Below are 26,228 nucleotides of genomic sequence, written 5' to 3' on the forward strand. Positions count from 1 at the left end.
GATGCCGCAGGTCATTTTTCTGCCACACGAAAGGTTTTGCCCGGACGGCATGGTCGTGGAGGCTGAGACCGGTACGTCCATCCTCGAATTGGCTCATGAACACCATATCGAGATGGAAAGCGCTTGTGGCGGCGTCTGCGCCTGCACCACCTGCCACTGCATCATTCGCGAAGGTTTCGACTCGCTGGACGAGGCGGATGAGCTGGAAGAAGACTTTCTTGATCGGGCCTGGGGTCTGGAAGCGCAATCGCGTCTAGGCTGTCAGGCGATCGTCGGGACTGAAGACCTGACCGTCGAAATTCCGAAATACTCGGTCAACCATGCAGCCGAAGCGCCGCACTGATTCAAGGAACTGACATGAGTCTGAAATGGGTTGATGTGCTGGAAATCGCGATCCAGCTGGCTGAATCCAAGCCGGATACGGACCCGCGTTACGTGAACTTCGTCGATTTGCACAAATGGGTGCTGGCATTGCCGGAGTTCAGCGATGATCCGACCCGCGGTGGCGAGAAGGTGCTTGAAGCCATTCAGGCCGCCTGGATCGAAGAAGCAGACTGAGTCTGCGCCGTACGCAGTTAGGCAATACCAAAGAACCCGCGTATAATTCGCGGGTTTAATTTTTCACAAATTACCGTTTCTGGAGTTACACCATGGCTGTTCAACGTACTTTCTCCATCATCAAGCCTGACGCTGTTGCAAAAAACGTTATCGGCGAGATCACCACTCGTTTCGAAAAAGCTGGCCTGCGCATTGTAGCTTCGAAACTGAAGCAACTGTCCAAAGCCGAAGCTGAAGGCTTCTACGCTGAGCACAGCGCTCGTGGTTTCTTCGGCGATCTGGTTGCTTTCATGATCTCCGGTCCGGTTGTTGTTCAGGTTCTGGAAGGCGAAAACGCTATCGCTCTGAACCGTGAGCTGATGGGCGCTACCAACCCTAAAGAAGCTGCTGCTGGCACCATCCGTGCTGACTTCGCTGATTCCATCGATGCCAACGCTGTGCACGGTTCGGACTCCGAAGCCGCTGCAGCTCGCGAAATCTCGTACTTCTTCGCAGCTACTGAAGTAACCACTCGCTAAGCATTGGCTTAAGAGTGAAGGTGAATCCATGACTACATCGACTGTAAAAACCAACCTGCTGGGTCTGACTCAGCTGGAAATGGAAAAATTCTTCGACTCAATCGGGGAGAAGCGTTTCCGTGCCGGTCAGGTAATGAAATGGATTCACCACCTTGGCGTCGATGATTTCGACGCCATGACGAACGTCAGCAAAGCCTTGCGCGACAAGCTCAAGGCCATTGCTGAAGTCCGCGGCCCCGAAGTGGTCAGCGAGGACATTTCCACCGACGGCACCCGTAAATGGGTGGTGCGCGTGGCGTCCGGTAGCTGCGTCGAGACCGTGTACATTCCCCAGGGCAAACGCGGCACTTTATGCGTTTCGTCCCAGGCAGGCTGTGCCCTGGATTGCAGTTTCTGCTCCACCGGCAAGCAAGGTTTCAACAGCAACCTCTCCGCCGCCGAAGTCATCGGTCAGGTGTGGATTGCCAATAAATCGTTCGGCAGCATCCCGGCGACCGCCGACCGTGCCATCACCAACGTGGTGATGATGGGCATGGGTGAGCCGCTGCTGAACTTCGACAACGTCGTGGCCGCCATGCATCTGATGATGGATGACCTGGGCTACGGGATCTCCAAGCGCCGCGTAACCCTGTCTACATCGGGTGTGGTGCCGATGATCGATGAGCTGTCCAAGCACATCGACGTCTCCCTGGCGTTGTCGCTGCACGCACCAAATGACGCATTGCGTAACCAATTGGTGCCGATCAACAAGAAGTATCCGCTTAAGATGCTGCTCGAGTCGTGCCAGCGCTACATGTCGTCCCTGGGCGAGAAGCGCGTGTTGACCATTGAGTACACGTTGCTCAAGGACATCAACGACAAGGTTGAGCACGCGGTCGAAATGATCGAGTTGCTCAAGAACATTCCGTGCAAGATCAACCTGATTCCGTTCAACCCGTTCCCGCATTCCGGTTATGAGCGCCCGAGCAACAACGCGATTCGTCGTTTTCAGGATCAGCTTCACCATGCCGGCTTCAATGTCACCGTACGCACCACCCGCGGTGAAGACATCGATGCCGCGTGTGGCCAATTGGTAGGGCAGGTGCTGGATCGCACCCGTCGCAGCGAACGTTATATCGCCGTGCGCGAGTTAAGCGCCGAAAACGATATCGCGCAGAACGCTGCGAACAATAATTAAGAGAGGATCTCTATGTCCCTGCGCTTCGCGCTGCTATTGCTGTTGGCCAGCCTGTGTGCTGGTTGTGTCCTGTCGGGCGATTTCAACCCGATGAAGACCAGCAAGGGTCGCGATGAAGCGCGTGCTGCCTATGTACAGCTGGGCTTGGGCTACTTGCAACAAGGCATGACCGAACGGGCGAAAGTACCGTTGAAGAAAGCGTTGGATCTGAATGACTCGGATCCAGACGCCAATGCTGCGCTGGGTCTGGTGTTTCAAGCCGAGATGGAGCCGGAGCTGGCGGACGAGCATTTTCGCAAGGCGCTGGCTTCGCGCCCCAACGATGCGCGAATCCTGAACAACTACGGAAGTTTCCTTTTCGAAGAGAAACGGTACAAAGAGGCGTACGAGCGCTTTGAGCAGGCTGCCGCCGATACCATGTATCCCGAGCGTTCGCGGGTGTTCGAGAACCTCGGCATGACCGCTTCGAAGCTGGGCCAGCGCGATCTGGCGCAGCAGCAGCTGGAAAAAGCCTTGCGTTTGAATCGCCAACAGCCACGTGCATTGCTGGAAATGGCTGAGTTGTCCTTCGAAGACAGGCATTATGTGCCCGCGCGTGACTATTACGATCGTTTTAGCCTGCTCACCGAGCAAAATGCACGTAGTCTATTGCTCGGCGTTCGGCTGGCAAAAGTGTTTGAAGATCGCGACAAGGCCGCCAGTTTTGGCCTGCAACTAAAACGACTCTATCCCGGTACGCCGGAATATCAGCAATACCTGTCGGAGCAATGATGAAAGCGGCGCATCCCGAAGTTGTAGCAGCGAATCGCGTTAACCCCGGTGAAACCTTGCGCCAGGCCCGCGAAAGCAATGGCTGGTCGCTGGCTGAAGTGGCCCTCAAGCTCAACCTCACCGTCAATTCCCTGAGCAATCTGGAAGCCGGCGCTTTCGACAAGCTGCCTGGGCATACCTTTGCCCGTGGTTATATTCGCGCGTACGCCAAATTGCTTGGTATGGACCAGACCGTTCTGGTCCAGCAGTTCGATCAATCCACCGGCACCGACTCCCAGGGCAGCAACGTCCATAGCCTGGGGCGTATCGAAGAGCCGGTTCGGGTATCCCACACCATTTTGCGAATTGTCAGCCTGCTGTTGCTGATCGCAGTCATTGGCGGTGGTTTTTTCTGGTGGCAGGATCAAACCTCGCTACGCACCAAAGACCTGATCAGCCTGAGCCCGGAACACGTTGAAGTCGAAGGCGCTGACGGCACCACCCAGATCCATCCGCTGGACGAGCCGGAAGACCAGGCCGTTGCGCAAGGTCAGGTTGAAGGCGAAACCGCGCTTGCGTTGCCGCAAGCCGAAACTTCGACTGATGCGTCGACCGAAGCTGAAGCAACTGTGCCGACCGCCGCACCGACTGCCCCCGCGCCAACACCGGCTGCACCGGCGCACAGCACCGCACCGGTTGTCGCAACGCCGGCAACACCAATCCCAGCTGTTGCAGCTGTACCGACACAGAGTGCAACCGCTTCGGTTACTCCGACTATTCCCGCGCCAGCGGCGGCTGCCCAGGTTGCTGGCCAGGGCCAGGTTCAACTGCAATTCACTGCTGATTGCTGGACGCAAGTGACCGATGGCACCGGCAAGGTGTTGTTGAGCGGTCTCAAGCGTAAAGGCGAAAACGTTTCTGTCAGCGGCAAACCACCCTTTTCCGTGCGTCTGGGCTTCGCCCGTGGCGCGCAAGTCAGCTATAACGGGCAAGTGGTTGATATCGCTCCGTTCACCAGTGGCGAGACTGCTCGCCTGAAGTTGGGTCAATAAGTCATGCACGGCGAATCTCCAATCAAACGTCGCGAATCGCGCAAGATTTGGGTCGGTAACGTGCCTGTTGGCGGCGATGCGCCTATCGCTGTGCAGAGCATGACCAACAGCGACACCAATGACGTAGCCGCCACCGTCGCCCAGATCAATCGTCTGGAAGCCGCTGGCGTCGATATCGTGCGCATTTCGGTGCCGGACATGGACGCCGCCGAAGCCTTCGGCAAGATCAAGCAACTGGTCAAGGTTCCACTGGTTGCCGACATTCACTTCGACTACAAGATCGCTCTGCGCGTAGCCGAACTGGGCGTTGACTGCCTGCGGATCAACCCGGGCAATATCGGTCGCGAAGACCGCGTGCGTGCAGTAGTCGATGCCGCCCGTGATCGCGGGATTCCGATTCGCATTGGTGTGAACGCCGGTTCCCTGGAAAAAGACCTGCAAAAGAAATACGGCGAGCCCACCCCGGCGGCGCTGGTTGAATCCGCCCTGCGTCACGTCGAGCACCTTGAACGTCTGAATTTCCAAGACTTCAAGGTCAGCGTCAAAGCCTCCGATGTGTTCATGGCCGTGGCCGCGTACCGCTTGCTGGCCAAGGAAATCGTCCAGCCGCTGCACCTGGGCATCACCGAAGCCGGTGGTTTGCGTTCAGGCACGGTGAAATCCGCCGTGGGCCTCGGTATGCTGCTCGCCGAAGGGATTGGCGATACTATTCGCATCTCGTTGGCGGCCGACCCGGTCGAGGAAGTGAAAGTCGGCTACGACATTCTCAAATCCCTGCACCTGCGTTCCCGTGGCATCAACTTCATCGCCTGCCCGAGCTGCTCGCGGCAGAACTTCGATGTGGTCAAAACCATGAACGAGCTGGAAGGGCGCCTTGAAGACCTGCTGGTGCCGCTGGATGTCGCGGTCATCGGTTGCGTGGTCAACGGGCCAGGCGAAGCCAAGGAAGCCCATATCGGCTTGACCGGTGGCACGCCAAACCTGATTTATATCGACGGCAAGCCGTCGCAGAAACTGACGAATGACAATCTGGTGGATGAGCTCGAACGCTTGATCCGTCAGAAAGCGGCCGAAAAGGTCGAAGCCGACGCAGCTGTAATCGCTCGCGGCTGATCGAACGAATTTAAGGATTTATAGTGAGCAAGTCTCTGCAAGCCATTCGTGGCATGAACGACATCCTGCCCGAACAGACTCCCCTGTGGCGTCATTTCGAGGGCACTGTCTCGCGTTTGCTGGATAACTACGGTTACAAGCAGATCCGCATGCCCATCGTCGAATTCACCGAGCTGTTCAAACGCTCCATCGGTGAAGTGACCGACATCGTCGAAAAAGAGATGTACACCTTCGACGACCGCAACGGCGATTCCCTGACCCTGCGCCCTGAAGGCACGGCGGCCTGCGTGCGTGCGGTGCTTGAGCACGGCATCACCGGCGGTGGCCAGGTGCAGAAACTCTGGTACATCGGCCCGATGTTCCGCCACGAACGTCCGCAGAAAGGCCGTTATCGTCAGTTCCACCAGATCGGTTGCGAAGTCTTCAACCTCGACGGTCCGGACATCGACGCCGAGCTGATCGTACTGACCTGGCGCCTGTGGGGCGAGCTGGGCATCCGTGATGCGGTCAAGCTCGAGCTCAATAGCCTGGGGACCGCCGAGTCCCGTGGTCGTTATCGTGAAGCGCTGGTCGAGTTCCTCTCGGCCCGCCTGGACAAGCTGGACGAAGACAGCCAGCGTCGTCTGAAGACCAACCCATTGCGGGTTCTGGATACCAAGAACGCTGACACTCAAGCCGTGCTGGTCGACGCGCCGAAAATGGCCGACTACCTCGACGAAGAGTCTCGTGTGCACTTCGAGGGCCTCAAGGCTCGCCTGGACACCGCCGGCATTCCTTACGTGATCAACCCGAAGCTGGTACGCGGGCTGGATTACTACAGCAAGACCGTTTTCGAATGGGTCACCGACAAGTTGGGCGCGCAGGGCACCGTGTGTGCCGGCGGTCGTTACGACGGTCTGGTGGAGCAGATGGGCGGCAAGCCGACCCCCGGCGTAGGTTTCGCCATGGGTATCGAACGCTTGGTGCTGCTGCTTGAAACCCTGGAGCAGATCCCGGAAGAAATTTCCCGTCAGGTCGACGTCTATCTCTGCGCCTTCGGCGAAGCCGCCGAGCTGGCCGGTCTGGCGCTGAGCGAACGTGTTCGTGATCAATTGCCCAACCTGCGCCTGCAAGTCAATGCCGGCGCCGGCAGCTTCAAAAGCCAGTTCAAGAAGGCCGACAAGAGCGGTGCGCTGTACGCGCTGATCCTCGGTGACGACGAAATGGCCCAGCAAGTGGTAGGTTTCAAACCCCTGCGTGGCCAGGGCGAACAACAAAGCATTGCCTGGGATGCGCTTGCTGCACACCTGGCCACCTGCGTCGTGCAGGGTTGAAGCTGTCAAACAGCCGATTTAGCGATTAAGGAGTATTGGGGTGTCGAGTACCGAAGACGAACAGCTGTCGGATTTGAAGGACTGGTGGACACGCAACGGCAAGCCCCTGGTCACTGGCGGCCTGTTGGCGCTGGTCATCGTGTTCGGCTGGCAGGCTTTTCAAAAGTATCAGAGCAATCAGTCGCAAGGCGCGTCGATGCTCTATCAGCAATTGCTGGAAACCACGCTGACGCCTGACGGCAAGCCTGATGCCGCCCGTGTTTCGGACCTGGCCAACAAGCTCAACAGCGAGTTCGGCGGCACCGCTTACGCGCAATACGGCAGCCTGTTCGTGGCGAAAGTCGCGGTCGACAGCGGTAAGCTGGATGACGCAGCCAGCGAGCTGAAGGCTATTACCGCCAAACCGGCCAACCCGGCATTGGGCGAAATCGCCCGTCAGCGCCTGGCGCAGGTGCTGGCCGCGCAGAACAAGGCCGATGAAGCCCTGAAACTGCTCGAAGGCGATGCCGACAAAGCATTCCTGGCCACTCGCGAAGAGCTCAAAGGCGACCTGTTGGTGCAATTGGGTCGTACCGACGAAGCGAACACGGCGTATCAAAAAGCCAAGGCGGCACTGTCGGATGAAGCGGCGGTCGGTGGCCTACAAATCAAGCTGGACGACCTGGCCAAAGGGGATGCGTGACGTGATCCGTTGGAAACATGCAGCATTGCTGGCTCTGGCCATTTTGGCCGCGGGTTGCAGCAGCAACAGCAAAAAAGAACTGCCACCGGCCGAGTTGACCGACTTCAAAGAAGAAGTGGTTTTGCAAAAGCAGTGGAGTCGTTCGATCGGTGACGGTCAGGGCGTAACGTACAACATGCTGGTTCCGGCGATCGATGGCGATACCATCTATGCCGCCGACGTCACCGGTGTGGTGATGGCGATGGATCGCAGCAATGGCGACGTCAAATGGAAGAAAGATCTCGAGCTGCCTGTTTCCGGCGCCGTTGGCGTCAGTTACGGTCTGCTCATGATCGGTACGATCAAGGGCGAAATCGTTGCCCTTGACGCCAGCAGCGGTGAAGAGAAATGGCGCGCTCGCGTGTCCAGTGAAGTCCTCGCGCCGCCGGTCAGCAACGGTGACGTGGTGGTGGTTCAGACTCAGGATGACCGTCTGATCGGTCTGGATGCCGCTACCGGCAACCAGCGCTGGTTGTATGACAGCACTCCAGCAGTATTGACCCTGCGCGGTACCAGTGCGCCGATCGTCACCAACCGCCTCGCGGTGGCTGGCCTGTCGACCGGTAAAGTGGTCGCTCTCGATATCTCCAACGGCGTGCCGGTATGGGAACAACGTGTAGCGATTCCACAAGGTCGTTCGGAACTGGAGCGCGTTGTCGATATCGACGGTGGCCTGCTGCTGTCCGGCGGTACACTGTATGTCGCCAGCTATCAGGGTCGCGTTGCGGCACTGGATCTGGAAAGCGGTCGTCAGCTCTGGCAGCGTGATGCTTCCAGCTATGCCGGTGTCGCCCAGGGTTTTGGCAGCGTTTACGTGAGCCTGTCTTCGGGCACCGTTGAAGGCGTCGACGAACGTTCCACCACAGCCTTGTGGAGCAACGATTCGCTGGCCCGTCGTCAACTGTCGGCTCCGGAAGTGTTCTCCAGCTATGTTGCAGTCGGTGATATGGAAGGTTACCTGCATCTGCTGAGCCAGGTTGACGGTCGTTTCGTCGGCCGCGAGCGCATTGACAGCGACGGCCTGCGTGCCCGTCCGCTGGTAGTGGGTGACACGATTTATCTGTATGGCAACAGCGGCAAACTGGAAGCCCTGACCATTAAGTAAAGGTTTGACTATGCTTGGGGTTAGTTCCCCAAGCGGCCCCGTTCTGCGGGGCTCGCAGCGCTCACAGGCGCTGCCCCGAGCACCAGCCGCTGCCTCGCAGCGGCTTTTGTATTTTCTGAAATAACGAAGTGGAGAGCCGCATGGTTCCCGTAATCGCCCTGGTGGGCCGACCGAACGTCGGCAAGTCCACCTTGTTCAACCGCCTGACCAGGACTCGCGACGCCATCGTCGGCGACTTGTCCGGTCTGACCCGTGATCGCCAATACGGTGAGGCCAAGTGGCAAGGGCGTTCCTACATTCTGGTCGACACCGGCGGTATCTCCGGTGACGAGCACGGTATGGACGAAAAAATGGCCGAGCAGTCGCTGCTGGCCATTGAAGAAGCGGATGTCGTTCTGTTCCTGGTAGATGCCAAGGCTGGTTTTACCGCCGCCGACCAGATGATCGCCGAGCATTTGCGCAAACGTAACAAGCGTTCTTACGTGGTTGCCAACAAGGTCGACAACATCGACCCTGAAATGGCCCGCGCCGAGTTCGCCCCGTTGGGCATGGGCCACGCGATTCCGATCGCCGGTGCCCACGGTCGTGGCATCACCCAGATGCTGGAAATCGCCCTGAGCACCTTCCCGAAAGACGATGACGAGCTAGAAGAAGGCGAGGAAGAGATCGTTGCCGAAGGCGAGGAAGCCAAGCGCATTCCTGGCCCAAGCGAAAAAGACGGGATCAAGATCGCCATCATCGGCCGGCCAAACGTCGGCAAGTCGACCCTCGTCAACCGCATGCTCGGTGAAGACCGTGTCATCGTTTATGACGAGCCCGGCACCACCCGCGACAGTATCTACATCCCGTTCGAGCGTAACGACGAGAAGTACACGCTGATCGACACCGCCGGTGTGCGCAAGCGCGGCAAGATCCACGAAGAAGTCGAAAAATTCTCCGTGGTCAAAACCCTGCAAGCCATCAAAGACGCCAACGTGGTGATCTTTGTGATGGACGCTCGCGAAGGCGTGGTCGACCACGACCTCAACCTGCTGGGCTTCGCCATTGAGTCGGGTCGTGCGCTGGTAATCGCGATCAACAAGTGGGACGGCATGACGCCGAGCGAGCGCGACTTCGTGAAGGTCGAGCTGCAACGTCGACTGTTCTTCGTTGACTACGCCGACATTCACTTCATCTCGGCCCTGCACGGCACGGGCGTGGGCAACCTCTACGCCTCCGTACAGAACTCGTTCAAGTCTGCGGTCACCCGCTGGCCAACCAACCGCCTGACCACGATTCTGGAAGACGCGGTTGGTGAGCACGCGCCGCCGATGGTCAACAACCGCCGGATCAAGCTGCGTTATGCCCACTTGGGTGGCGCGAACCCGCCGATCATCGTGATTCACGGTAACCAGATCGAGAAGGTGCCGAAGTCTTACGTGCGTTATCTGGAAAATACTTACCGTCGTGTCTTGAAGCTGGTCGGTACGCCGATCCGCATCGAGTTCAAGGGCGGCGAGAACCCGTACGAAGGCAACAAGAACTCGCTCACCGACCGTCAGGTCAACAAGAAGCGTCGCATGATGTCGCACCACAAGAAAGCCGACAAGAAGCGTAGAGACAAGCGCTGATTCAGTGATCGTTCCCACGCTCTGCGTGGGAATGCAGCCTCGGACGCTCTGCGTCCAAGTCGGTGAAGTAGAGAGGGCGCCAGTGGCGCCCTTTTTCATGCCTGTGGTTTGGGCTATCCTCGGACTCTCCCGCGCCGTCGTTAGCGCCGGGTGTAGAGCAGGGAATCAACGATGATCACCAGTAAGCTGCCGAATGTCGGCATCACTATCTTCACTCAGATGTCTCAGCTCGCGGCGCAAACCGGGGCGCTGAATCTGTCCCAGGGTTTTCCCGATTTCGATGCCCCGCAAGCCCTGTGTGATGCGGTCGGTCGGCATATTGCCAGTGGCCACAACCAATATTCACCGATGACGGGACTGCCGGCGCTGCGCCAGCAGATTTCGATGAAGATCGCCCGCAGCTACGGCGTCAATGTGGATGCCGACCATGAAGTGACCGTCACTCCCGGCGCAACCCAGGCGATCTTCTGTGCGATTCAGGCGGTTATCCACAGCGGTGACGAAGTGATTGTCTTCGATCCGGCCTACGACAGTTATGAACCCTCGGTTGAGCTGGCCGGAGGTCGTTGCGTCCATGTGCAACTCGGTTTGAATGACTTTGCCATCGACTTCCAGAAGCTTGCCGAAGCGATTACGCCGCGCACGCGGATGATCGTTCTCAACTCTCCGCATAACCCAAGTGGCGCGCTGATCAGTCGTGCCGAGCTAGATCAGTTGGCGGCGTTGATTCGCGATCGTGACATCTACATCGTCAGCGACGAAGTCTACGAACACCTGGTCTTCGACGGCGTGCCTCACATCAGCGTGCTGAATCACGAAGAGCTGTATCAACGCGCCTTCGTAGTCAGTTCTTTCGGCAAGACATACCACGTCACTGGCTGGAAAACCGGCTACGTGGTCGCGCCGCCGGCTCTCACCGCCGAGCTGTGCAAGGTTCACCAATACGTCAGTTTCTGCGGCGTGACGCCGCTGCAATATGCCTTGGCTGACTACATGGCCGAGCACCCGGAACACGTCGAGGAACTGCCGGCGTTCTATCAGGCCAAACGCGACCTGTTCTGCGATCTGCTGACGCCGTCACGCTTCAGCTTCACCCGAGTGGCCGGTACTTATTTCCAGTTAGTCGATTACTCGCAGATCCGTCCGGACCTCGACGATGTCGAGATGGCGTTGTGGATGACCCGCGAGCATGGCGTGGCGAGCATCCCGATCTCGGTGTTCTACCAGACACCGCCCAAGGGCCAGCGCCTGGTGCGCCTGTGCTTCGCCAAACGTGAGGAGACCCTGCGTGAAGCAGCGGAAAAACTATGCGTGATCTGAGCGCGCTACCCAATCTGAACATTGCACTGATCCAGACCACCTTGGCCTGGCATGATCGTCAGGCCAATCTGGAGCATTTCGAGCAGTTGCTGGAACAGGCTCGCGGCGCTGATCTGATCATTCTGCCGGAGATGTTCACCACCGGTTTTTCCATGGAGTCGGAAACGCTCGCCGAGCCGGAAAATGGTCCGACCAGCAAATGGCTGCGGGTTCAGGCAGCGAAACTGGATGCGGTGATCACCGGCAGCGTGATCGTCCAGGCGGCTGACGGCAGCCATCGCAATCGCCTGTTGTGGGCGCGGCCGGACGGGGAGGTGTGGCACTACGACAAGCGCCATCTGTTTCGCATGGCCGGTGAACACAATCACTACACCCCCGGCGAGCGCCAGGTGCAGTTCGAGCTCAAGGGCTGGCGAGTGCGGCCACTGATTTGCTACGACCTGCGCTTCCCGGTCTGGAGCCGTGATTCTCAGGACACCGATCTGTTGCTGTACACCGCCAACTGGCCGGGTGCACGGCGTCAGCACTGGAACCGTTTGCTGCCAGCGCGGGCGATCGAAAACCTCTGCTACGTGGCGGCGGTGAATCGGATCGGCACTGACGGTAAAGGCTTTGCGTATACCGGCGACAGTCAGGTACTGGACTTTCAGGGTGAGATACTGCTCAGCGCAGGCGAAGCGGATGGGGTGTTCAAGGTGGTTTTGGATGCGGCGGAACTGGCAGCTTACCGGACACGTTTTCCGGCGAATCTGGATGCCGATACGTTCGAGTTCACGTAACCGATCATTCCCACGCAGAGCGTGGGAACGATCTACAAAAAGGCCCCGAGGTTCTCACCCCGGGGCCTTTTGCATTTCAGCGAAGGCTTACGCCGCTTTCGCTTCCGGCTGGCTCAGCGAGCGGTTCAGTGCGCTGAACAGGGCCTTGAAGCTGGCGGTGGTGATGTTTTCATCGATACCGACGCCATGCACCGCACGTTCACCGTTCACGCGCAGTTCAATGTAGGCCGCAGCCTTGGCATTGGTGCCCGAACCAATGGCGTGTTCGTTGTAGTCCATGATTTCAACCGGAATCGGCAGACCGGCCACCAACGCTTCCAGGGCACCGTTGCCCTTGCCACGCCAGTGCAGGTTGGTTTCACCCTGACCTTTGCTTGAGACTTCCACTTCCACGGCGCTATGACCGTTCTCTTCCTGCAGGCGATGGCTGACCAGCGCGTACGGGGTGTTGGCCTGCAAGTACTCGCTGTGCAGCAACGCGTGGATCTGCTTGGCGGTCATCTCCAGGCCAAGGCGATCGGTTTCACGCTGCACCACCTGGCTGAACTCGATCTGCATGCGACGCGGCAAGCTGATGCCGTATTCCTGTTCCAGCAGGTAAGCGATACCGCCCTTGCCCGACTGGCTGTTGACGCGGATCACCGCCTCGTAGCTGCGGCCGATATCGGCCGGGTCGATCGGCAAGTACGGTACTTCCCACAGCGCGTCCGGTTTCTGCTGGGCGAAGCCCTTGCGGATGGCGTCCTGGTGGGAGCCGGAGAACGCAGTGTGAACCAGGTCTCCGACGTACGGGTGACGTGGGTGCACTTGGATCTGGTTGCATTCTTCGACGATTTTACGCACGCCGTCGATGTCGGAGAAGTCCAGCTCAGGGTGAATGCCCTGGGTGTAGAGGTTCAGGGCCACGGTCACCAGGTCGACGTTACCGGTGCGCTCGCCGTTGCCGAACAGGCAGCCTTCGACACGGTCGGCGCCGGCCATCAGGCCCAACTCGGTAGCGGCAACGCCAGTGCCACGGTCGTTGTGAGTGTGCAGGCTGATGATCACGCTGTCACGACGGTTGATGTGACGGCCGAACCATTCGATCTGGTCGGCATAGATGTTCGGGGTCGCGCATTCGACGGTGGCGGGCAGGTTGAGGATCACCTTGTGCTCAGGCGTCGGGTTCCAGACTTCGATCACCGCGTCGCAGACTTCTTTGGCGAACTCGATCTCGGTAGCGCTGAAGGTTTCTGGCGAGTATTCGAAGGTCCACTCGGTGTTTGGCTGCTGCGCGGCGTACTTGACGAACAGCTTGGCCGCGTTCACGGCGATGGCCTTGACCCCTTCCTTGTCCTGATTGAAGACAATGCGGCGGAAAGAAGGGGAGGTGGCGTTGTACAGGTGAACGATGGCTTTCTTCGCCCCGCGCAGGGATTCGAAGGTGCGCTCGATCAAATCTTCACGGCCCTGGGTCAGCACCTGAATAGTGGTGTCGTCCGGGATGTGGTTGCCTTCGATCAGGGTACGCACGAAGTCGAAGTCGGTTTGCGAAGCCGCCGGGAACGACGCTTCGATTTCTTTCACGCCGACCTGCACCAGGGTTTTCCAGAAACGCAGCTTCTTGACCGCGTCCATTGGCTCGATCAGCGACTGGTTACCGTCACGAAGGTCGGAGCTGCACCAGATCGGCGCGGCGGTAATGGTCTTCGACGGCCAGGTGCGGTCCGGGATGTCGATGGTCGGGAACGCGCGGTATTTCGAAGACGGGTCTTTGAGCATGCTCATCGGGAAATCCTTATTGTGTGGGCCGAAAAAAGGCGGCCTGCCGGTGGATCAAATGTTCTTGGGGAAAGCGAAGGGCGAGGCACCGCTTCAGCCCGGCAGTCGTGCACTGACAAGGCACAGGCTGCGGTGCTGGCGAAGCTGGATGAGGGTGTGAGAGGTTTTCATGTCTTCAACCCTAACCGCGAGGGTGAAGGATGGCAAGCGGTCGAAAAAAATTGAGAGGAATCCTCTAAAAGTCTTCTTTATCGAGATTTTATTGCGGTGAAGGGTGGTGATTGTTTTTATCTTTGCGCGAGGTTTGAACGATGCGCAATTGAAAGTTGGCGGCTGCGGCTCGGTCAGCGCAGCTATTCTTAAAGCCTCCCCAAGGACTACTGGCAGGCAGGAGTCGGTGATGAACGAGTCAGATTGGAAGCTTTATAGCGCGTTGCGTCCGTTGGCCCATGAGCGCATGTGTATCCGCATCATGGAGGAGGTCGAGCGTACGGTGCTGGATAAAAGTCTGGTGCCTTATGAGCGGATAGAAGCCAGCGAAGAACTGCTGAAGGCCGGGCAAAAAGAGCTGTATTGGGCGTTTGGTGTTTTCAGGTTCTCACGACATGAGGCCCGCTCTCACTTGCTTGGGCTGTGTGCCCGAGAGTTGATTACGTCTGAGGAATTGACCGGCTTCTCGGAGGACACTCAGGCCTGGATCAAAGAGTGTCTGGCGCACAGGGAAATCCACGGGATTGAGGATCTGGAGGCTGAATAAGCCGCATCCTTGAGATCGCCTTCACGCCCTGAGCCTTTCCGTCAACACGATTTGGGTACGACCCATATCCGTAGGAGCGAGGCTTGCCCGCGAAGAGGCCAGTAGCCATACGCAACAACTAAGGCTGAAATGCACCTATAAAGATGGCTGGATCAACCCGTGCATCATTCAGGCTGACGTTCCAGTGCATATGCGGCCCGGTCGCGCGCCCGGTGGAACCGACTTTCCCGACCACTCCACCACGGGCCAATGGCTGGCCAACCTTCACGTCGATTTTCGACATGTGGCAGAACATGCTGATAAAGCCCTGCCCGTGATCGACGAACACCGTGTTGCCGTTAAAAAAGTAGTTACCGATCAGGATCACTTTGCCAGCGGCTGGCGTCTTGATCGGCGTGCCGGCAGGCACGGCGAAGTCGAGCCCTGCATGCGGATTGCGCTCCTCACCATTAAAGAAGCGGCGCACGCCGAACTTGCTCGACAGCGGCCCGTTGACCGGTTTGTCCAGCAGCAGGTTGCTCGGGGTGTTCGGGCTGAAGGTGCGGTAGGCCTGAATCTGCTCGGCCAGTTCGCCTTCGATACGCTTGAGATTCTCCGGGTTCGGATTGACCTGCTGCGTGTTCTTCAGGGTGATGTGCTGTTCCGGGTATTTCTTGCTGCCGACCGTGAAACTCAGATTACGACCGCCGCTACTGACCTGCTGCGTGCCCGGTGTAACCGTCAGCGGTACGCCAACAATCGCCAGCCAATTGTTCTGTTCCTTGACCACCAATACCGGTTTGCCTTGATAACTGGCTTTCGGCGCCTGCGCAGCGGCGCCCAGATCCACTACGGCAACGCCGCCCGGCACCGGTTTGTTCAACAGACGGGTGATGTAACTGTCGGCGTGGGCGTTGAAGGTCAGGCAGAGCAACAGCAGCGGAGCTAAAAAACGCGGCATGGATCAATCCAGTAAAGAAAGGGTGACAGGCGTCAGGTGATTGTCTTCGACCCGCACTTGCAGCTCGCCGTTGCCGAGTTTGGCTTTCAGGCGCTGACCCGTGTGGGTTTGCTCGGCGCTGCGAATTGCGTTGCCGCGTTCATCCAACAGAATGCTGTAGCCACGGGCCAGGGTTGCAAGAGGGCTGACCACATGCAGCGTCTGCATCTGGCTTTGCAGTTGCAGGCGACGGGATTTCAGACCTTCGCGCATGGCGCGGGGCAGGCGTTCGGCAAAGTTGTCGAGGCGCTGACGAAGCATCGCCAGTTGCCGACCGGGATGTTGCCCGGCGAGGCGGGTTTCCAGACGGATCAAGCGTTCGCGGCGGGTATTGAGGCTGCGTTCGAACGCGCGGCGCATGCGCATGTCCAGGTCATCAAGGCGTTGCGCTTGCTGGCGCAGACGTTCGCCGGGATGACGAAGGCGACGAGACATGCCTTCCAGGCGCAGTCGATCACGCATCAAACGGTCGCGGATGCGCATCACTAGGCGACGATGCAGGCTTTCGACCCGACGGACCAGATCGCTGGAATCCGGCGCGAGCAGTTCGGCGGCGGCGGAAGGCGTCGGGGCGCGAACGTCGGCCACGAAGTCGCTGATCGACACGTCGGTTTCATGGCCGACGGCGCTGACAATTGGCGTCACGCAAGCATCCACGGCGCGGGCCACGGCTTCTTCGTTGAAGCACCAGAGGTCTTCCAGCGAACCGCCACCACGGGCCAGAATCAGCGCGTCGAAACCGCGGGCGTCCGCCAGTTTCAGTGCGCGGACAATCTGCGCGGTGGCTTCGCGGCCCTGCACGGCAGTGGGGATCAGCGTCAGCTGCACTTGCGGCGCGCGGCGGCGGAATACGCTGATGATGTCGCGGATCACCGCGCCGGTGGGCGAGCTGATGATGCCGATGCGTTGCGGATGCGCCGGCAGCGGTACTTTGCGCTCGGCACTGAACAGGCCTTCGGCGCTGAGTTTTTCCTTCAACGCATCGAAGGCCAGACGCAGCGCACCGTCACCGGCCGGCTCCACGGTATCGAGGATCAACTGATAGTCGCCGCGGCCCTCGAACAGCGAAACCTTGCCGCGGACCTTGACCGCCAGGCCATCCTTCAACGCCTGACGCACCCGCGCCGCGTTCTGCCGGAACAGTGCGCAACGCACTTGGGCGCCGCTGTCCTTGAGGGTGAAATACACATGGCCGGACGCCGGACGGGCGAGGTTGGAGATTTCGCCTTCGACCCAGATGTTGCTGAACACGTCTTCGAGCAACACCCGCGCGCGGCCGTTGAGCTGGCTGACAGTCAGGACTTCACGGTCCAGGCCGAGTCTTGCAAAGGGATCTTTAATCATGGGGCGCAGTTTAAAGGCATTCGACGATCAATCTCCATGAGTCAAAAGAAATCCCCTAGGATTCAGCGCTAGGGATTTGGGAGTGACTGAGGAGATGAGCGTGCTTGAGTTGTTGAACCAATGGCCATTCGGCGCTACGGATTGGCTGATGATCGGGTTGGGCATCGCCCTGGCCTACATCGTGTTCGGTATTGCCGGTTTCGGCACCGCGTTGGTGGCGGGGCCGATTCTGATCCTGTTCATGCCGCTGTCGAAGATCGTGCCGCTGTTGGTGCTGCTGGATTTCGTCGCGGCGTTCGGCAATCTGCTGCCTTCGCGACGGGATGTGGCGAAGCCTGAGTTGTTGCGGCTGCTGCCGTGCATGGCGGTGGGCTGCACGCTAGGGGTTATTTTTCTACTGAATCTAAAATCCGATGTGTTGTTGCTGTTGATGGGGCTGTTTATCAGCACTTACGCGATTTACAGCTTGTGGGTCAAAACCCGTCCGACACAATTGTCCGCCGGCTGGGCAGTGCCGATTGGCACGGTAGGCGGGATGTTCGGGGCATTGTTTGGCAGTGGCGGCTTTTTATATGCGATCTATTTGAACAGTCGGTTACCCAAAGAGGCGGCGCGGGCGACCCAAAGTGCGCTGATCAGTTGCAGCACCGTGGTGCGTTTGAGCCTGTTCGCCATCGCAGGTGTGTATGCCGAGCTACCCTTGTTGATATTGGCGCTGTGTTTGTTGCCGGCCATGGCACTAGGTCTGTGGATCGGTCGGCGGTTGACCATGAGATTGTCCCGCGAGGCGTTCGTGCGGCTGGTGACTTGGTTGGTGCTGGCCAGTGGAATTGCGTTGATCGGGCGTTATTTGAGTACTTGACCTCTGAAGCCGGGTGCTTATGCTGCCGGGCTTCGTTAAAGCGTTGCAGCAGGCCGCACCATGAATTCGCAAAGCATCATCGTCCCGAAAATCTCCACACTGCCGGTGCACGAACCCCGGGCTCGGGCGGTCGTGCGTTGGCTGGTGCGCAAGAACATCATCAAGGAAGAGCTGACCACCTGCGGCCGCACCGGCAACCGCATGGCTCATGCCATCGGCGACGGTGCCCGCGCTGTAGTGCTGCATCCTGAAGCGCTGCCGTTCGGCGAACCGATCAATGGCCTGGAGATCATCACCAAGCGCTGCATCTATACGCCGGCCAAGGGTTTCCTTGAAGAGGCGGGCTGCGCCGAGTGCCGCAAGGAAGTCGGCGAAGCGCTGTTCGACAGCCTGGAAGAATGGATGCCGGGGCGCACCGATAACTTCACCTGTCCGGAATGCGGGCATGAAGATGACATCAACGGCTTTCTTTTCCTGCAGGAATGCGGGTTTTCCAACCTGGGTTTTATCTTCAACAATTGGGCAGAGGCCGGGTTCAAGCAGAGCTTTATCGACGAGTTTGCCGATTGGCTTGATCAGCCTGTCAGTTGGGTGAAAGTCGAACTGTAGGAAGCGCCAATCCCCGTATATCAGTAATGCTAATAATAGACAGAGTTTTGCATTGAACCCGAGGGGGTGTCTGACTATAATGGCGCGCTTCCATTTTCCCGCTCGGGAGCCCCCGCGATGCTGCGTATCAGCCAAGAAGCTCTGACATTCGACGACATTCTCCTAGTGCCCGGTTATTCCGAGGTGCTTCCTAACGAAGTCAGTCTCAAGACCCGCCTAACCCGTGGCATCGAGCTGAATATTCCTCTGGTTTCTGCCGCCATGGACACCGTCACTGAAGCCCGTCTGGCAATCGCCATGGCTCAGGAAGGTGGCATCGGCATCATCCACAAGAACATGACCATCGAGCAGCAAGCTGCCGAAGTGCGCAAGGTCAAGCGTTACGAAGCCGGCGTGGTCAAGGACCCGATCACCATCGAGGCTGACGCCACGGTTCGTGAACTGTTCGAACTGACCCGCCTGCACAACATTTCCGGCGTTCCCGTGCTGCACGATGGCGACCTGGTCGGTATCGTCACTTCCCGTGACGTGCGCTTCGAAAACCGTCTGGAAGCCACTGTCCGTGAAGTGATGACGCCTAAAGAGCGTCTGGTCACGGTCAAGGAAGGCGCCGACAAGAACGACGTCCGCGAGTTGCTGCACAAAAACCGCATCGAACGCGTGCTGATCGTCGACGACAAATTTGCCCTCAAAGGCATGATGACCGTCAACGACATCGAAAAAGCCAAGGCTTACCCGCTGGCCAGCAAGGACGATCAAGGTCGTCTGCGTGTTGGCGCTGCAGTCGGTACCGGTAAAGACACCGGTGATCGCGTCGCTGCCCTGGTCAATGCCGGCGTTGACGTGGTGGTGGTCGACACCGCTCACGGTCATTCCAAAGGTGTGATCGACCGCGTTCGCTGGGTCAAGCAGAACTTCCCTGAGGTGCAGGTCATCGGCGGCAACATCGCCACCGGCGCTGCCGCCAAGGCTTTGGCCGAAGCAGGCGCCGATGCGGTCAAGGTCGGTATCGGCCCTGGCTCGATCTGCACCACCCGTATCGTTGCCGGTGTCGGCGTCCCGCAAATCAGTGCCATCGCCAACGTCGCCGCTGCCCTTGAAGGCACTGGAGTTCCGTTGATCGCCGACGGCGGCATCCGTTTCTCCGGTGACCTGTCCAAGGCCATCGTTGCCGGTGCTTCCTGCGTGATGATGGGCTCGATGTTCGCCGGTACTGAAGAAGCGCCAGGCGAGATCGAATTGTTCCAGGGTCGTTCGTACAAGGCTTACCGCGGCATGGGTTCGCTGGGCGCCATGTCCCAGGCTCAAGGCTCTTCCGACCGTTACTTCCAGGACTCCTCGGCAGGCGCTGAGAAACTGGTTCCAGAAGGTATTGAAGGGCGTGTTCCTTACAAGGGCACCTTGAGCGCCATCATCCATCAACTGATGGGCGGCCTGCGTTCCTCGATGGGTTACACCGGCAGCGCCGACATCGAAGAAATGCGCACCAAGCCAGAGTTCGTGCGGATCACCGGTGCCGGCATGGCCGAGTCCCACGTTCACGACGTACAAATCACCAAAGAAGCGCCAAACTACCGCGTAGGTTGAGGCTTCCAGCAATAAGTTAAGTAACCGGGGCTGTTTTATTCAGCCCCGAGTTGTTTCTGAATCACGACTGTTTCTGAATTACTTAGACGAGACTGAATCATGGCCCTCGACATTCACGCTCACCGCATCCTGATCCTCGACTTCGGTTCCCAGTACACTCAGCTGATTGCCCGCCGCGTGCGTGAAATCGGCGTGTACTGCGAACTGCATCCGTTCGACATGGATGACGAAGCGATTCGCGAATTCGCGCCGAAAGGGATCATCCTCGCTGGCGGCCCCGAGTCCGTACACGTCGCCGACAGCCCGCGCGCACCGCAAGCCGTGTTTGACCTGGGCGTACCGGTCTTCGGTATCTGCTATGGCATGCAGACCATGGCCGAGCAACTGGGCGGCAAGGTGGAAGGTTCCGAGCTGCGTGAGTTCGGTTACGCCCGTGTCGACGTGGTCGGCAAGAGCCGCCTGCTCGACGGCATCGAAGACCACATCGACGCCGACGGCCTGTTCGGCCTCGACGTGTGGATGAGCCATGGTGACAAAGTCACCAAGATGCCGCAGGAATTCCACATCCTGGCCAGCACCCCGAGCTGCCCGATTGCCGGTATGTTCGACGACGCTCGCGGCTACTACGGCGTGCAGTTCCACCCGGAAGTGACTCACACCAAGCAGGGCGGTCGCATCCTGTCGCGCTTCATCCTCGACATCTGCGGCTGCGAAGCCCTGTGGACGCCTTCGAAAATCGCTGAAGACGCCATCGCCAACATTCGCGCCCAGGTCGGTACCGACAACGTATTGCTCGGCCTGTCCGGCGGCGTTGATTCCTCGGTAGTTGCCGCGCTCCTGCACAAAGCCATTGGCGACCAGCTGACCTGCGTCTTCGTCGACAACGGCCTGCTGCGTCTGCACGAAGGCGAGCAAGTGATGGCCATGTTCGCCGAGAACATGGGCGTCAAAGTGATCCGCGCCAATGCTGCCGACCAGTTCCTCGATAACCTGGCAGGCGAGTCGGACCCTGAGAAGAAGCGCAAGATCATCGGCCGTACGTTCATCGACGTATTCGATGCCCAGTCCAACAAACTGGACAACATCAAGTACCTCGCCCAAGGCACCATCTACCCCGATGTGATCGAGTCGGCTGGCGCCAAGAGCGGCAAGGCCCACGTGATCAAGTCGCACCACAACGTGGGTGGCCTGCCGGAAGAAATGAACCTCAAGCTGATCGAGCCCCTGCGCGAGCTATTCAAGGACGAAGTCCGTCGTCTGGGCCTGGAACTCGGCCTGCCGTACGACATGGTTTACCGTCACCCGTTCCCGGGACCGGGCTTGGGCGTGCGGATCCTCGGTGAAGTGAAGAAGGAATACGCCGACCTGCTGCGTCGTGCCGACCACATTTTCATCGAAGAACTACGTAAAGCTGACTGGTACCACAAGGTCAGCCAGGCATTCGTGGTGTTCCAGCCGGTGAAATCGGTTGGCGTCGTTGGCGATGGCCGTCGCTACGCCTGGGTCGTTGCTCTGCGTGCCGTGGAAACCATCGACTTCATGACTGCGCGTTGGGCTCACCTGCCTTACGACCTGCTGGAAACCGTCAGCGGCCGCATCATCAATGAAATCGAAGACATCTCCCGCGTCACGTACGACGTGTCGAGCAAGCCGCCAGCGACCATTGAGTGGGAATGATCCCACGCAGGCCGTGATGGCTTGAGCTAAAAAAACCGTGTGAATTCGATTTCACACGGTTTTTTTTTGCCGATTACAGTGGTTTCGACCAGCCCGCCAGCCTCATGCCCGTAGCGTCGAGTGCCCGTAACAGTTCTTTGATGCTGCCATAGCGCTTGCCACTCACTGAAACCCACTGCGCACGTTCGAGATAGAACTGGTCTCCATCAGCATTGATGCGGGTGAATACCAGTTCATTCGTGCGACTGCGGTGCACTACATAGGTCGAGAGCGGATCCCGCTTCAGGGTGTACATTCCCGCACGTGACAGCAATTGCTCGATTTCGGGCATCGTTTGTGACATCCAGGGGACTGCCACTCGCAGCCGCAAGTCGCCCTTTACCGTGGCACTTGCACTGCCCGGAGTGTTTTCGATAAGCATGCTTGCCCCCGGATCGATATCAATACCGGTTGCGCTGCCTTCAGCAACATCCTCAGTGCGCAGCCCGATGGCTTCCTCCAGTTCGCTGATACCGGCAATCCCCTTGTAGCTGTTGGAGTGGGTGTTGCCCACCAGCGCCACCCACTTGTGAGCACCTCGCACCGCCTGATCGGAACGGATGATGGTTCTGGCGAAGTAGTTCATCATTTTCTGGCGCACCCCGTCGGCAATGGTCTGACCTTGCGTGTCGCGCACCACCAGGCCGTCGATCCGGTAACTCGCCATGGAGTCGAGTGCCTGAACCCGGATGCCGTACTTGCCCGCCTGTTTGACCAGCGCGAGAAACGTGTAGCGGCGAAGGGGATCGCTCATGTGGCCGATGTCGAGATTTTTCAGGTATTTCTCAAGCTCTGCGGATAACACTTGGGTTTCGGCAAAGGTATCCAGATCCGCTTGGTGAAAGTCGGTCAGCAAATGTTCCATGTAAAGCGTCTTCACCTTGTTTCGGGCCAGCAGTTCCATGTTGTTGATCAGGAATTGCTTGCTGCCGATATCGCTATGGCTTTCGCCAATGACCAGTCCCCGCGCATGTTCCAGGGAAGCCTCGATGATTTCTTGCGCCGAGGCATCGGGGGCGAGTTGCGGAATGGGCGGTCGCGGGGGCAGTTCGGGATTGTCGTAAAACCGCACCGCATCCCGATAAAGGCGTTTTCTGCTGGCTTTGAAATCCCGGAAGGGATCATTTTCCCTGACGCTGTCGTACTCATCTCGCAGCGCATAGGTTTCATGCCCGTCGGCGCCCGCCTTCAGGGCCGCTCTCTGCGTCGGTGGAACCTCATAGGGCGAGGCGGGCAGACCTGCCGCTGGCGGCACTGTAAACTCAGGCGTCTTTCCGCCGCCCTTGAGGCCGCTGCGTGGCATGGTTTCCCATTCACCCCGCGCGTTCAGGCGTACGGGGATCGTTCCGGGGAACCGGTTGGGAAACTCGGGATTGATAATGACCCAGTGTCCGTCGCCCCCGATATCGCCCTCGAAGCGCACGTAGTACGCGGTGTCATTCATCATGATGGCGGTGGATGGGTCGGAATCGAGTCGGTAGATGCCTTGGTAGTTTCCGGTTTCGCTGACGGGTGTCAGTCCCTCGAGCAGTTCGTTGGCTTGCCAGTTGTCCGGCACCGTGGGGCCTTGTGGAGTCTGCGGCAGGGTGGGGGCGAGTTCGTCAGCCCATTCAGACCAGCCCATTGGCCTCATGCCCCTGGCGATCAATCGCTGTTTGAGTGCATTGAGGTTATCCACAGTCATGGACTCGTAGGCAGGCGCCAAAGGGGTATCAAGATTGAGCCTGCCACCAGGTGTCGAGCGGATGACGCTGTCGGCCATTTGATGATTGGCGTTGCGATAAACCACCAAAACGCTGCTTCTGTAACGCTGAAAGGTAAACATCCCCGGTTCCGGTAACAGCGATCTCAACTCCTGCGAGGATCTGTAGGCCCACGGGGTTTGCATCTGCACGCGCCAGTCGCCTTTGATCAGCGCCTGGACGCTGTCGGGATCGGTCAATCCTGCCACCTCATCGACGGGCGAGCCCGGATAATCCGCATACTCCACCGCGAGTCCCGGGTCGACGCTGATGGGTTGTGCTTGACCCGGCGTCACGTCGTCGATACGAATGCTCAGCGCGTCAGTCTGTTCGCTGATGCCCCGATAGCCTCGGAAGGTCGTCATGTTTTCCTGATTGACCAAGGCTACCCATTTCGCCGGCCCCTTGAAATTTTCATTGGCGTGGATGACTTCGCTGGCGAAAAAACTACGCGCCATCTGGTCATCAGGCGGCCGGGAAAAAGGATCTCTCCCGATGTTGTAGGTCATCGACATATCGATGGCTTGAACCCGGATACGCTGGGCATTGGCGGCTTTTACCAGCGCCAGCAGATTGAATTTGCCATCGGGATCATTGCCCGCTTTGATGTCGAGTTTCTTCAGGTAATTTTCCAGCTCTTCAGGCATTTCGCCGGTTCGTGCGAAGGCGTCCAGATCAAGCTGATTAAGGTTTGCCAGTAATTCCTGCAAATACAATGTCTTCACTCCGCGTTGTGCGAGGGCGGGCATGTTTTCGATCAGGAACTGTTTGCTGCCGATACTCCCGTAGCGTTCGCCGATGATCAGCCCCTGCGTATTCGCGAATGCCGAATCAAGCAGCTCGGCCGGTGTTTCGATCAACTGGGCGGCCGATAACGGCATTCGGGGAGCCGGTGGATGAAGTTCGTACCAAGCCCTGGCGTCGCGAACCAGGATTGTGCGAGGTTCTCGGTGAGCCCATTCGAACTCGCGCAACGCGTCTGTTTCGCCACCGCGCAAGTCTGCCCCTCCGAGTGCCAATTCCCTCATTTCAGAGGCTTCCAGCCCGGGGACATGAATGCCGGGCAATCGCGCCCATTCCTCGACGACAGTTTCAGTTGTCGCACCACCGGCAGCAAAGGGCAGCACTTCCATGCCACCCCTCAGACCCAACCTGGGAACTATCTCCCATTTTCCTTCGCTCAACCGTACGGGAATTGACCCTGTAAAGGCATCAGGGTTGGCCGGATCGATGATTGCCCAATGACCACGCCCGTTGGGATCGTTTTCAAAGCGCACGTTATAGGCTGTGTCGTTGAGTTTGATTGCCCTTGAAGGATTGGACGCGAGCCGGTAGGTGCCTTGAAATTTACCCGGTTCATGCTTCAGAGCATCTTCGCTGAGTGGCTCATCGATTACCCAAGCCTTTGGCACCTTCGCGCTTGACGGCGTAGTGCGTGGTTCCGCAACCTCGAGGTCGGTCGCCGGGCCAGTCCCCTTGGCCGATTGCGTCGACTCAATCAGGTCGGTCATTTCCGCCGCTTCGGCAGCGTCGACCTCGGTGCCGACTTCTGCCAGCGTACCGGGGCCTTTCAGGACGAGCAGGTTGAACAGCAAATCAATGCCACTGAGTACAGCGCCCAGGATGCCGGCCTTGCGCTCTTCGGCAGTTTTTGCATTGACCGCCTGGTCGATGTTCAAGCCCATGTTGGCAATGCTGGCGCCGACCACGGGCAGTGCGATTGGCCAGCCGACGACAGCCATCGGACCGAACACTTTGATGCCGGCGCTGAGGTAACCGATCCAGAGTTTTTTGCGCAGATCGCCATTGGAGGTCAACGACAGCTCGGCCTCGGCGAACATTGCCTCTTTGGTGGCGTCGCGCAACCAACTGAATGCATCACCCTGAACGACCTGGTTTTTCTGGTTGATCATATGATGGTCGTACTTGCCCCACGTACTGACCAACCGATTCATGATATCGGTGAGGTTTTCGGCGATCTTCTGCCGATCGGCCAGGGAGAAGTGGGTCATGAAAGTCTGAGGTGCGCCCTCTGTGTTCATCCTTTGAAACATCCAGAAGTGCATGTCTGTGATGGTTTCCAGCACCTGGAAGGCATTGGATTCGCCGGGCAGGTAAACGATCTGTCGACCTTTGGGGGCGACGATCCGCAGAATATTGGTAGCGACGTAGCCATCGATGTCCAGGGCGCAGACGCGCAGGTGCGTATCGGGGTGTTCCGATTGCAACTGTTGCAGGCTGATCGGCCAGGTGATCGGCCCCATGACGGCATTTACCGCGAGATTGAAATCGTCGTCGCTCAGCTGGCGTTTGTCCCGTGCCTGCACGGCGTTAATCAGGAAGTTGCATTTGGCCAACGTGCGGAAGTCGTTGGAACTGTTATTCCAGAATTCGCTCAGTCGCTGGCGATAGAGCGAACTGAAATCGATGTTCCAGAAGTCTTTCAGTACCTCGTTGCCATGCAGGCGCACTTCGTTGGTTTCATCGAAGGTTCCGGCATTCGGGGCGACGCTATAGAAGCCCGCGTACAGGTCGAGCAAGTCAGCGTTGTCCTGGTCGGTGGCGCGGAAGCGGTGGATCACCAACTGTGTCAGGGTCACGGAGGAGGTCGGCGTGTCATCGACATGCTCCCAACCGGTGAAGGCTTTCGAGCTGCTTTGGGCCGCCGTGAAGCGATGGAGGTACACCCGATCCGGATCGAGGCCGACGATGCCGTATTTTTTCAACAGGTCACTGGCAACTTCGTGGGCCGTGTCTTGCAGACTGGGGCACGTTTGGATAACGGTGGTGACAATCGACTTGAGTGCGGCCTTGTCGGCGGCATTGGGCAGTGGACGGGGTTGGGTCGGGCTCAT

The 26,228-nt window shown here is 58.6% G+C and carries 22 protein-coding genes; 18 read left to right on the forward strand and 4 right to left on the reverse strand.

Going from position 1 to position 26,228, the window contains the following annotated elements; genetic code table 11:
- The first annotated feature begins 1 nt into the window (after position 1).
- From fdx to ACYZTU_RS06450, 13 genes are all read left to right on the forward strand, one after another.
- Positions 2-343 carry an ISC system 2Fe-2S type ferredoxin gene (gene fdx / locus ACYZTU_RS06390; protein ID WP_449644200.1) on the forward strand — a complete coding sequence of 114 codons (342 nt, stop codon included), beginning with the start codon at positions 2-4 and terminating at the stop codon, positions 341-343.
- Positions 344-357: 14 nt separating this feature from the next.
- Positions 358-558 (forward strand): Fe-S cluster assembly protein IscX, encoded by a 201-nt coding sequence (iscX, locus tag ACYZTU_RS06395; RefSeq protein ID WP_282375258.1) that lies wholly within the window; start codon positions 358-360, stop codon positions 556-558.
- 92 nt (positions 559-650) lie between these two features.
- A complete protein-coding gene (gene ndk / locus ACYZTU_RS06400) occupies positions 651-1,076 on the forward strand; it encodes a nucleoside-diphosphate kinase (protein WP_461968806.1) in 426 nt (141 codons plus the stop codon).
- 28 nt (positions 1,077-1,104) lie between these two features.
- The gene (gene rlmN / locus ACYZTU_RS06405) at positions 1,105-2,253 is read left to right on the forward strand and encodes a dual-specificity RNA methyltransferase RlmN (protein WP_461968808.1); all 1,149 of its coding nucleotides are present in this window, start codon (positions 1,105-1,107) and stop codon (positions 2,251-2,253) included.
- Between the two features lie 12 nt (positions 2,254-2,265).
- A complete protein-coding gene (gene pilW / locus ACYZTU_RS06410) occupies positions 2,266-3,024 on the forward strand; it encodes a type IV pilus biogenesis/stability protein PilW (protein ID WP_449644202.1) in 759 nt (252 codons plus the stop codon).
- Positions 3,024-4,055: a RodZ domain-containing protein gene (locus tag ACYZTU_RS06415; protein WP_461968810.1), complete on the forward strand. Its 1,032-nt coding sequence runs from the start codon at positions 3,024-3,026 to the stop codon at positions 4,053-4,055. Before pilW ends, ACYZTU_RS06415 begins: the two co-directional genes overlap by 1 nt.
- 3 nt (positions 4,056-4,058) lie before the next feature.
- Positions 4,059-5,168: a flavodoxin-dependent (E)-4-hydroxy-3-methylbut-2-enyl-diphosphate synthase gene (ispG, locus tag ACYZTU_RS06420; RefSeq protein ID WP_010457850.1), complete on the forward strand. Its 1,110-nt coding sequence runs from the start codon at positions 4,059-4,061 to the stop codon at positions 5,166-5,168.
- A 23-nt stretch (positions 5,169-5,191) separates the two neighbouring features.
- Positions 5,192-6,481: a histidine--tRNA ligase gene (gene hisS / locus ACYZTU_RS06425; protein ID WP_436274722.1), complete on the forward strand. Its 1,290-nt coding sequence runs from the start codon at positions 5,192-5,194 to the stop codon at positions 6,479-6,481.
- Between the two features lie 40 nt (positions 6,482-6,521).
- Entirely contained in the window at positions 6,522-7,163 is a 642-nt protein-coding gene (locus tag ACYZTU_RS06430; RefSeq protein WP_461968812.1) for a tetratricopeptide repeat protein, read from the forward strand.
- Complete coding sequence (gene bamB, locus ACYZTU_RS06435; RefSeq protein ID WP_461968814.1) at positions 7,156-8,307, forward strand: outer membrane protein assembly factor BamB; 1,152 nt, start codon at positions 7,156-7,158, stop codon at positions 8,305-8,307. The genes ACYZTU_RS06430 and bamB overlap by 8 nt, the downstream gene beginning before the upstream one ends.
- Positions 8,308-8,447: 140 nt before the next feature.
- Positions 8,448-9,917 carry a ribosome biogenesis GTPase Der gene (gene der / locus ACYZTU_RS06440; RefSeq protein WP_283183095.1) on the forward strand — a complete coding sequence of 490 codons (1,470 nt, stop codon included), beginning with the start codon at positions 8,448-8,450 and terminating at the stop codon, positions 9,915-9,917.
- Positions 9,918-10,088: 171 nt separating this feature from the next.
- Positions 10,089-11,237: a pyridoxal phosphate-dependent aminotransferase gene (locus ACYZTU_RS06445; RefSeq protein WP_461968816.1), complete on the forward strand. Its 1,149-nt coding sequence runs from the start codon at positions 10,089-10,091 to the stop codon at positions 11,235-11,237.
- On the forward strand, positions 11,225-12,016 hold the full coding sequence (locus ACYZTU_RS06450; protein ID WP_461968818.1) for an amidohydrolase: 792 nt from the start codon (positions 11,225-11,227) through the stop codon (positions 12,014-12,016). Before ACYZTU_RS06445 ends, ACYZTU_RS06450 begins: the two co-directional genes overlap by 13 nt.
- Before the next feature lie 87 nt (positions 12,017-12,103).
- On the opposite strand, the gene leuA is transcribed toward ACYZTU_RS06450, so the two are convergent.
- On the reverse strand, positions 12,104-13,783 hold the full coding sequence (gene leuA / locus ACYZTU_RS06455; protein ID WP_461968819.1) for a 2-isopropylmalate synthase: 1,680 nt from the start codon (positions 13,781-13,783) through the stop codon (positions 12,104-12,106).
- Positions 13,784-14,054: 271 nt separating this feature from the next.
- Here leuA and ACYZTU_RS06460 point away from each other — a divergent pair, with 271 nt between their 5' ends.
- Positions 14,055-14,534 (forward strand): hypothetical protein, encoded by a 480-nt coding sequence (locus ACYZTU_RS06460; RefSeq protein ID WP_461968821.1) that lies wholly within the window; start codon positions 14,055-14,057, stop codon positions 14,532-14,534.
- 118 nt (positions 14,535-14,652) lie between these two features.
- Here ACYZTU_RS06460 and ACYZTU_RS06465 read toward each other — a convergent pair whose 3' ends face one another.
- Together ACYZTU_RS06465 and xseA are read right to left on the reverse strand one after the other, a co-directional pair.
- Entirely contained in the window at positions 14,653-15,474 is an 822-nt protein-coding gene (locus tag ACYZTU_RS06465; protein ID WP_461968823.1) for a peptidoglycan DD-metalloendopeptidase family protein, read from the reverse strand.
- 3 nt (positions 15,475-15,477) lie between these two features.
- A complete protein-coding gene (xseA, locus tag ACYZTU_RS06470) occupies positions 15,478-16,857 on the reverse strand; it encodes an exodeoxyribonuclease VII large subunit (protein WP_461968825.1) in 1,380 nt (459 codons plus the stop codon).
- Positions 16,858-16,951: 94 nt separating this feature from the next.
- Here xseA and ACYZTU_RS06475 point away from each other — a divergent pair, with 94 nt between their 5' ends.
- The 4 genes from ACYZTU_RS06475 to guaA all read left to right on the forward strand — a co-directional run bounded on the left by ACYZTU_RS06475 (position 16,952) and on the right by guaA (position 21,592).
- Positions 16,952-17,719, forward strand: coding sequence for a sulfite exporter TauE/SafE family protein (locus tag ACYZTU_RS06475; RefSeq protein WP_461970980.1), 768 nt, complete (start codon positions 16,952-16,954; stop codon positions 17,717-17,719).
- 60 nt (positions 17,720-17,779) lie between these two features.
- Entirely contained in the window at positions 17,780-18,328 is a 549-nt protein-coding gene (locus ACYZTU_RS06480; protein WP_282375273.1) for a sugar ABC transporter ATPase, read from the forward strand.
- Between the two features lie 117 nt (positions 18,329-18,445).
- Positions 18,446-19,915, forward strand: coding sequence for an IMP dehydrogenase (gene guaB / locus ACYZTU_RS06485; RefSeq protein WP_053123503.1), 1,470 nt, complete (start codon positions 18,446-18,448; stop codon positions 19,913-19,915).
- A 99-nt stretch (positions 19,916-20,014) separates the two neighbouring features.
- A complete protein-coding gene (guaA, locus tag ACYZTU_RS06490) occupies positions 20,015-21,592 on the forward strand; it encodes a glutamine-hydrolyzing GMP synthase (RefSeq protein WP_461968827.1) in 1,578 nt (525 codons plus the stop codon).
- 73 nt (positions 21,593-21,665) lie between these two features.
- Here guaA and ACYZTU_RS06495 read toward each other — a convergent pair whose 3' ends face one another.
- Positions 21,666-26,228 carry a membrane-targeted effector domain-containing toxin gene (locus ACYZTU_RS06495; RefSeq protein ID WP_461968829.1) on the reverse strand — a complete coding sequence of 1,521 codons (4,563 nt, stop codon included), beginning with the start codon at positions 26,226-26,228 and terminating at the stop codon, positions 21,666-21,668.

It is taken from the genome of Pseudomonas sp. HLT2-19-2 (genome assembly GCF_054898005.1).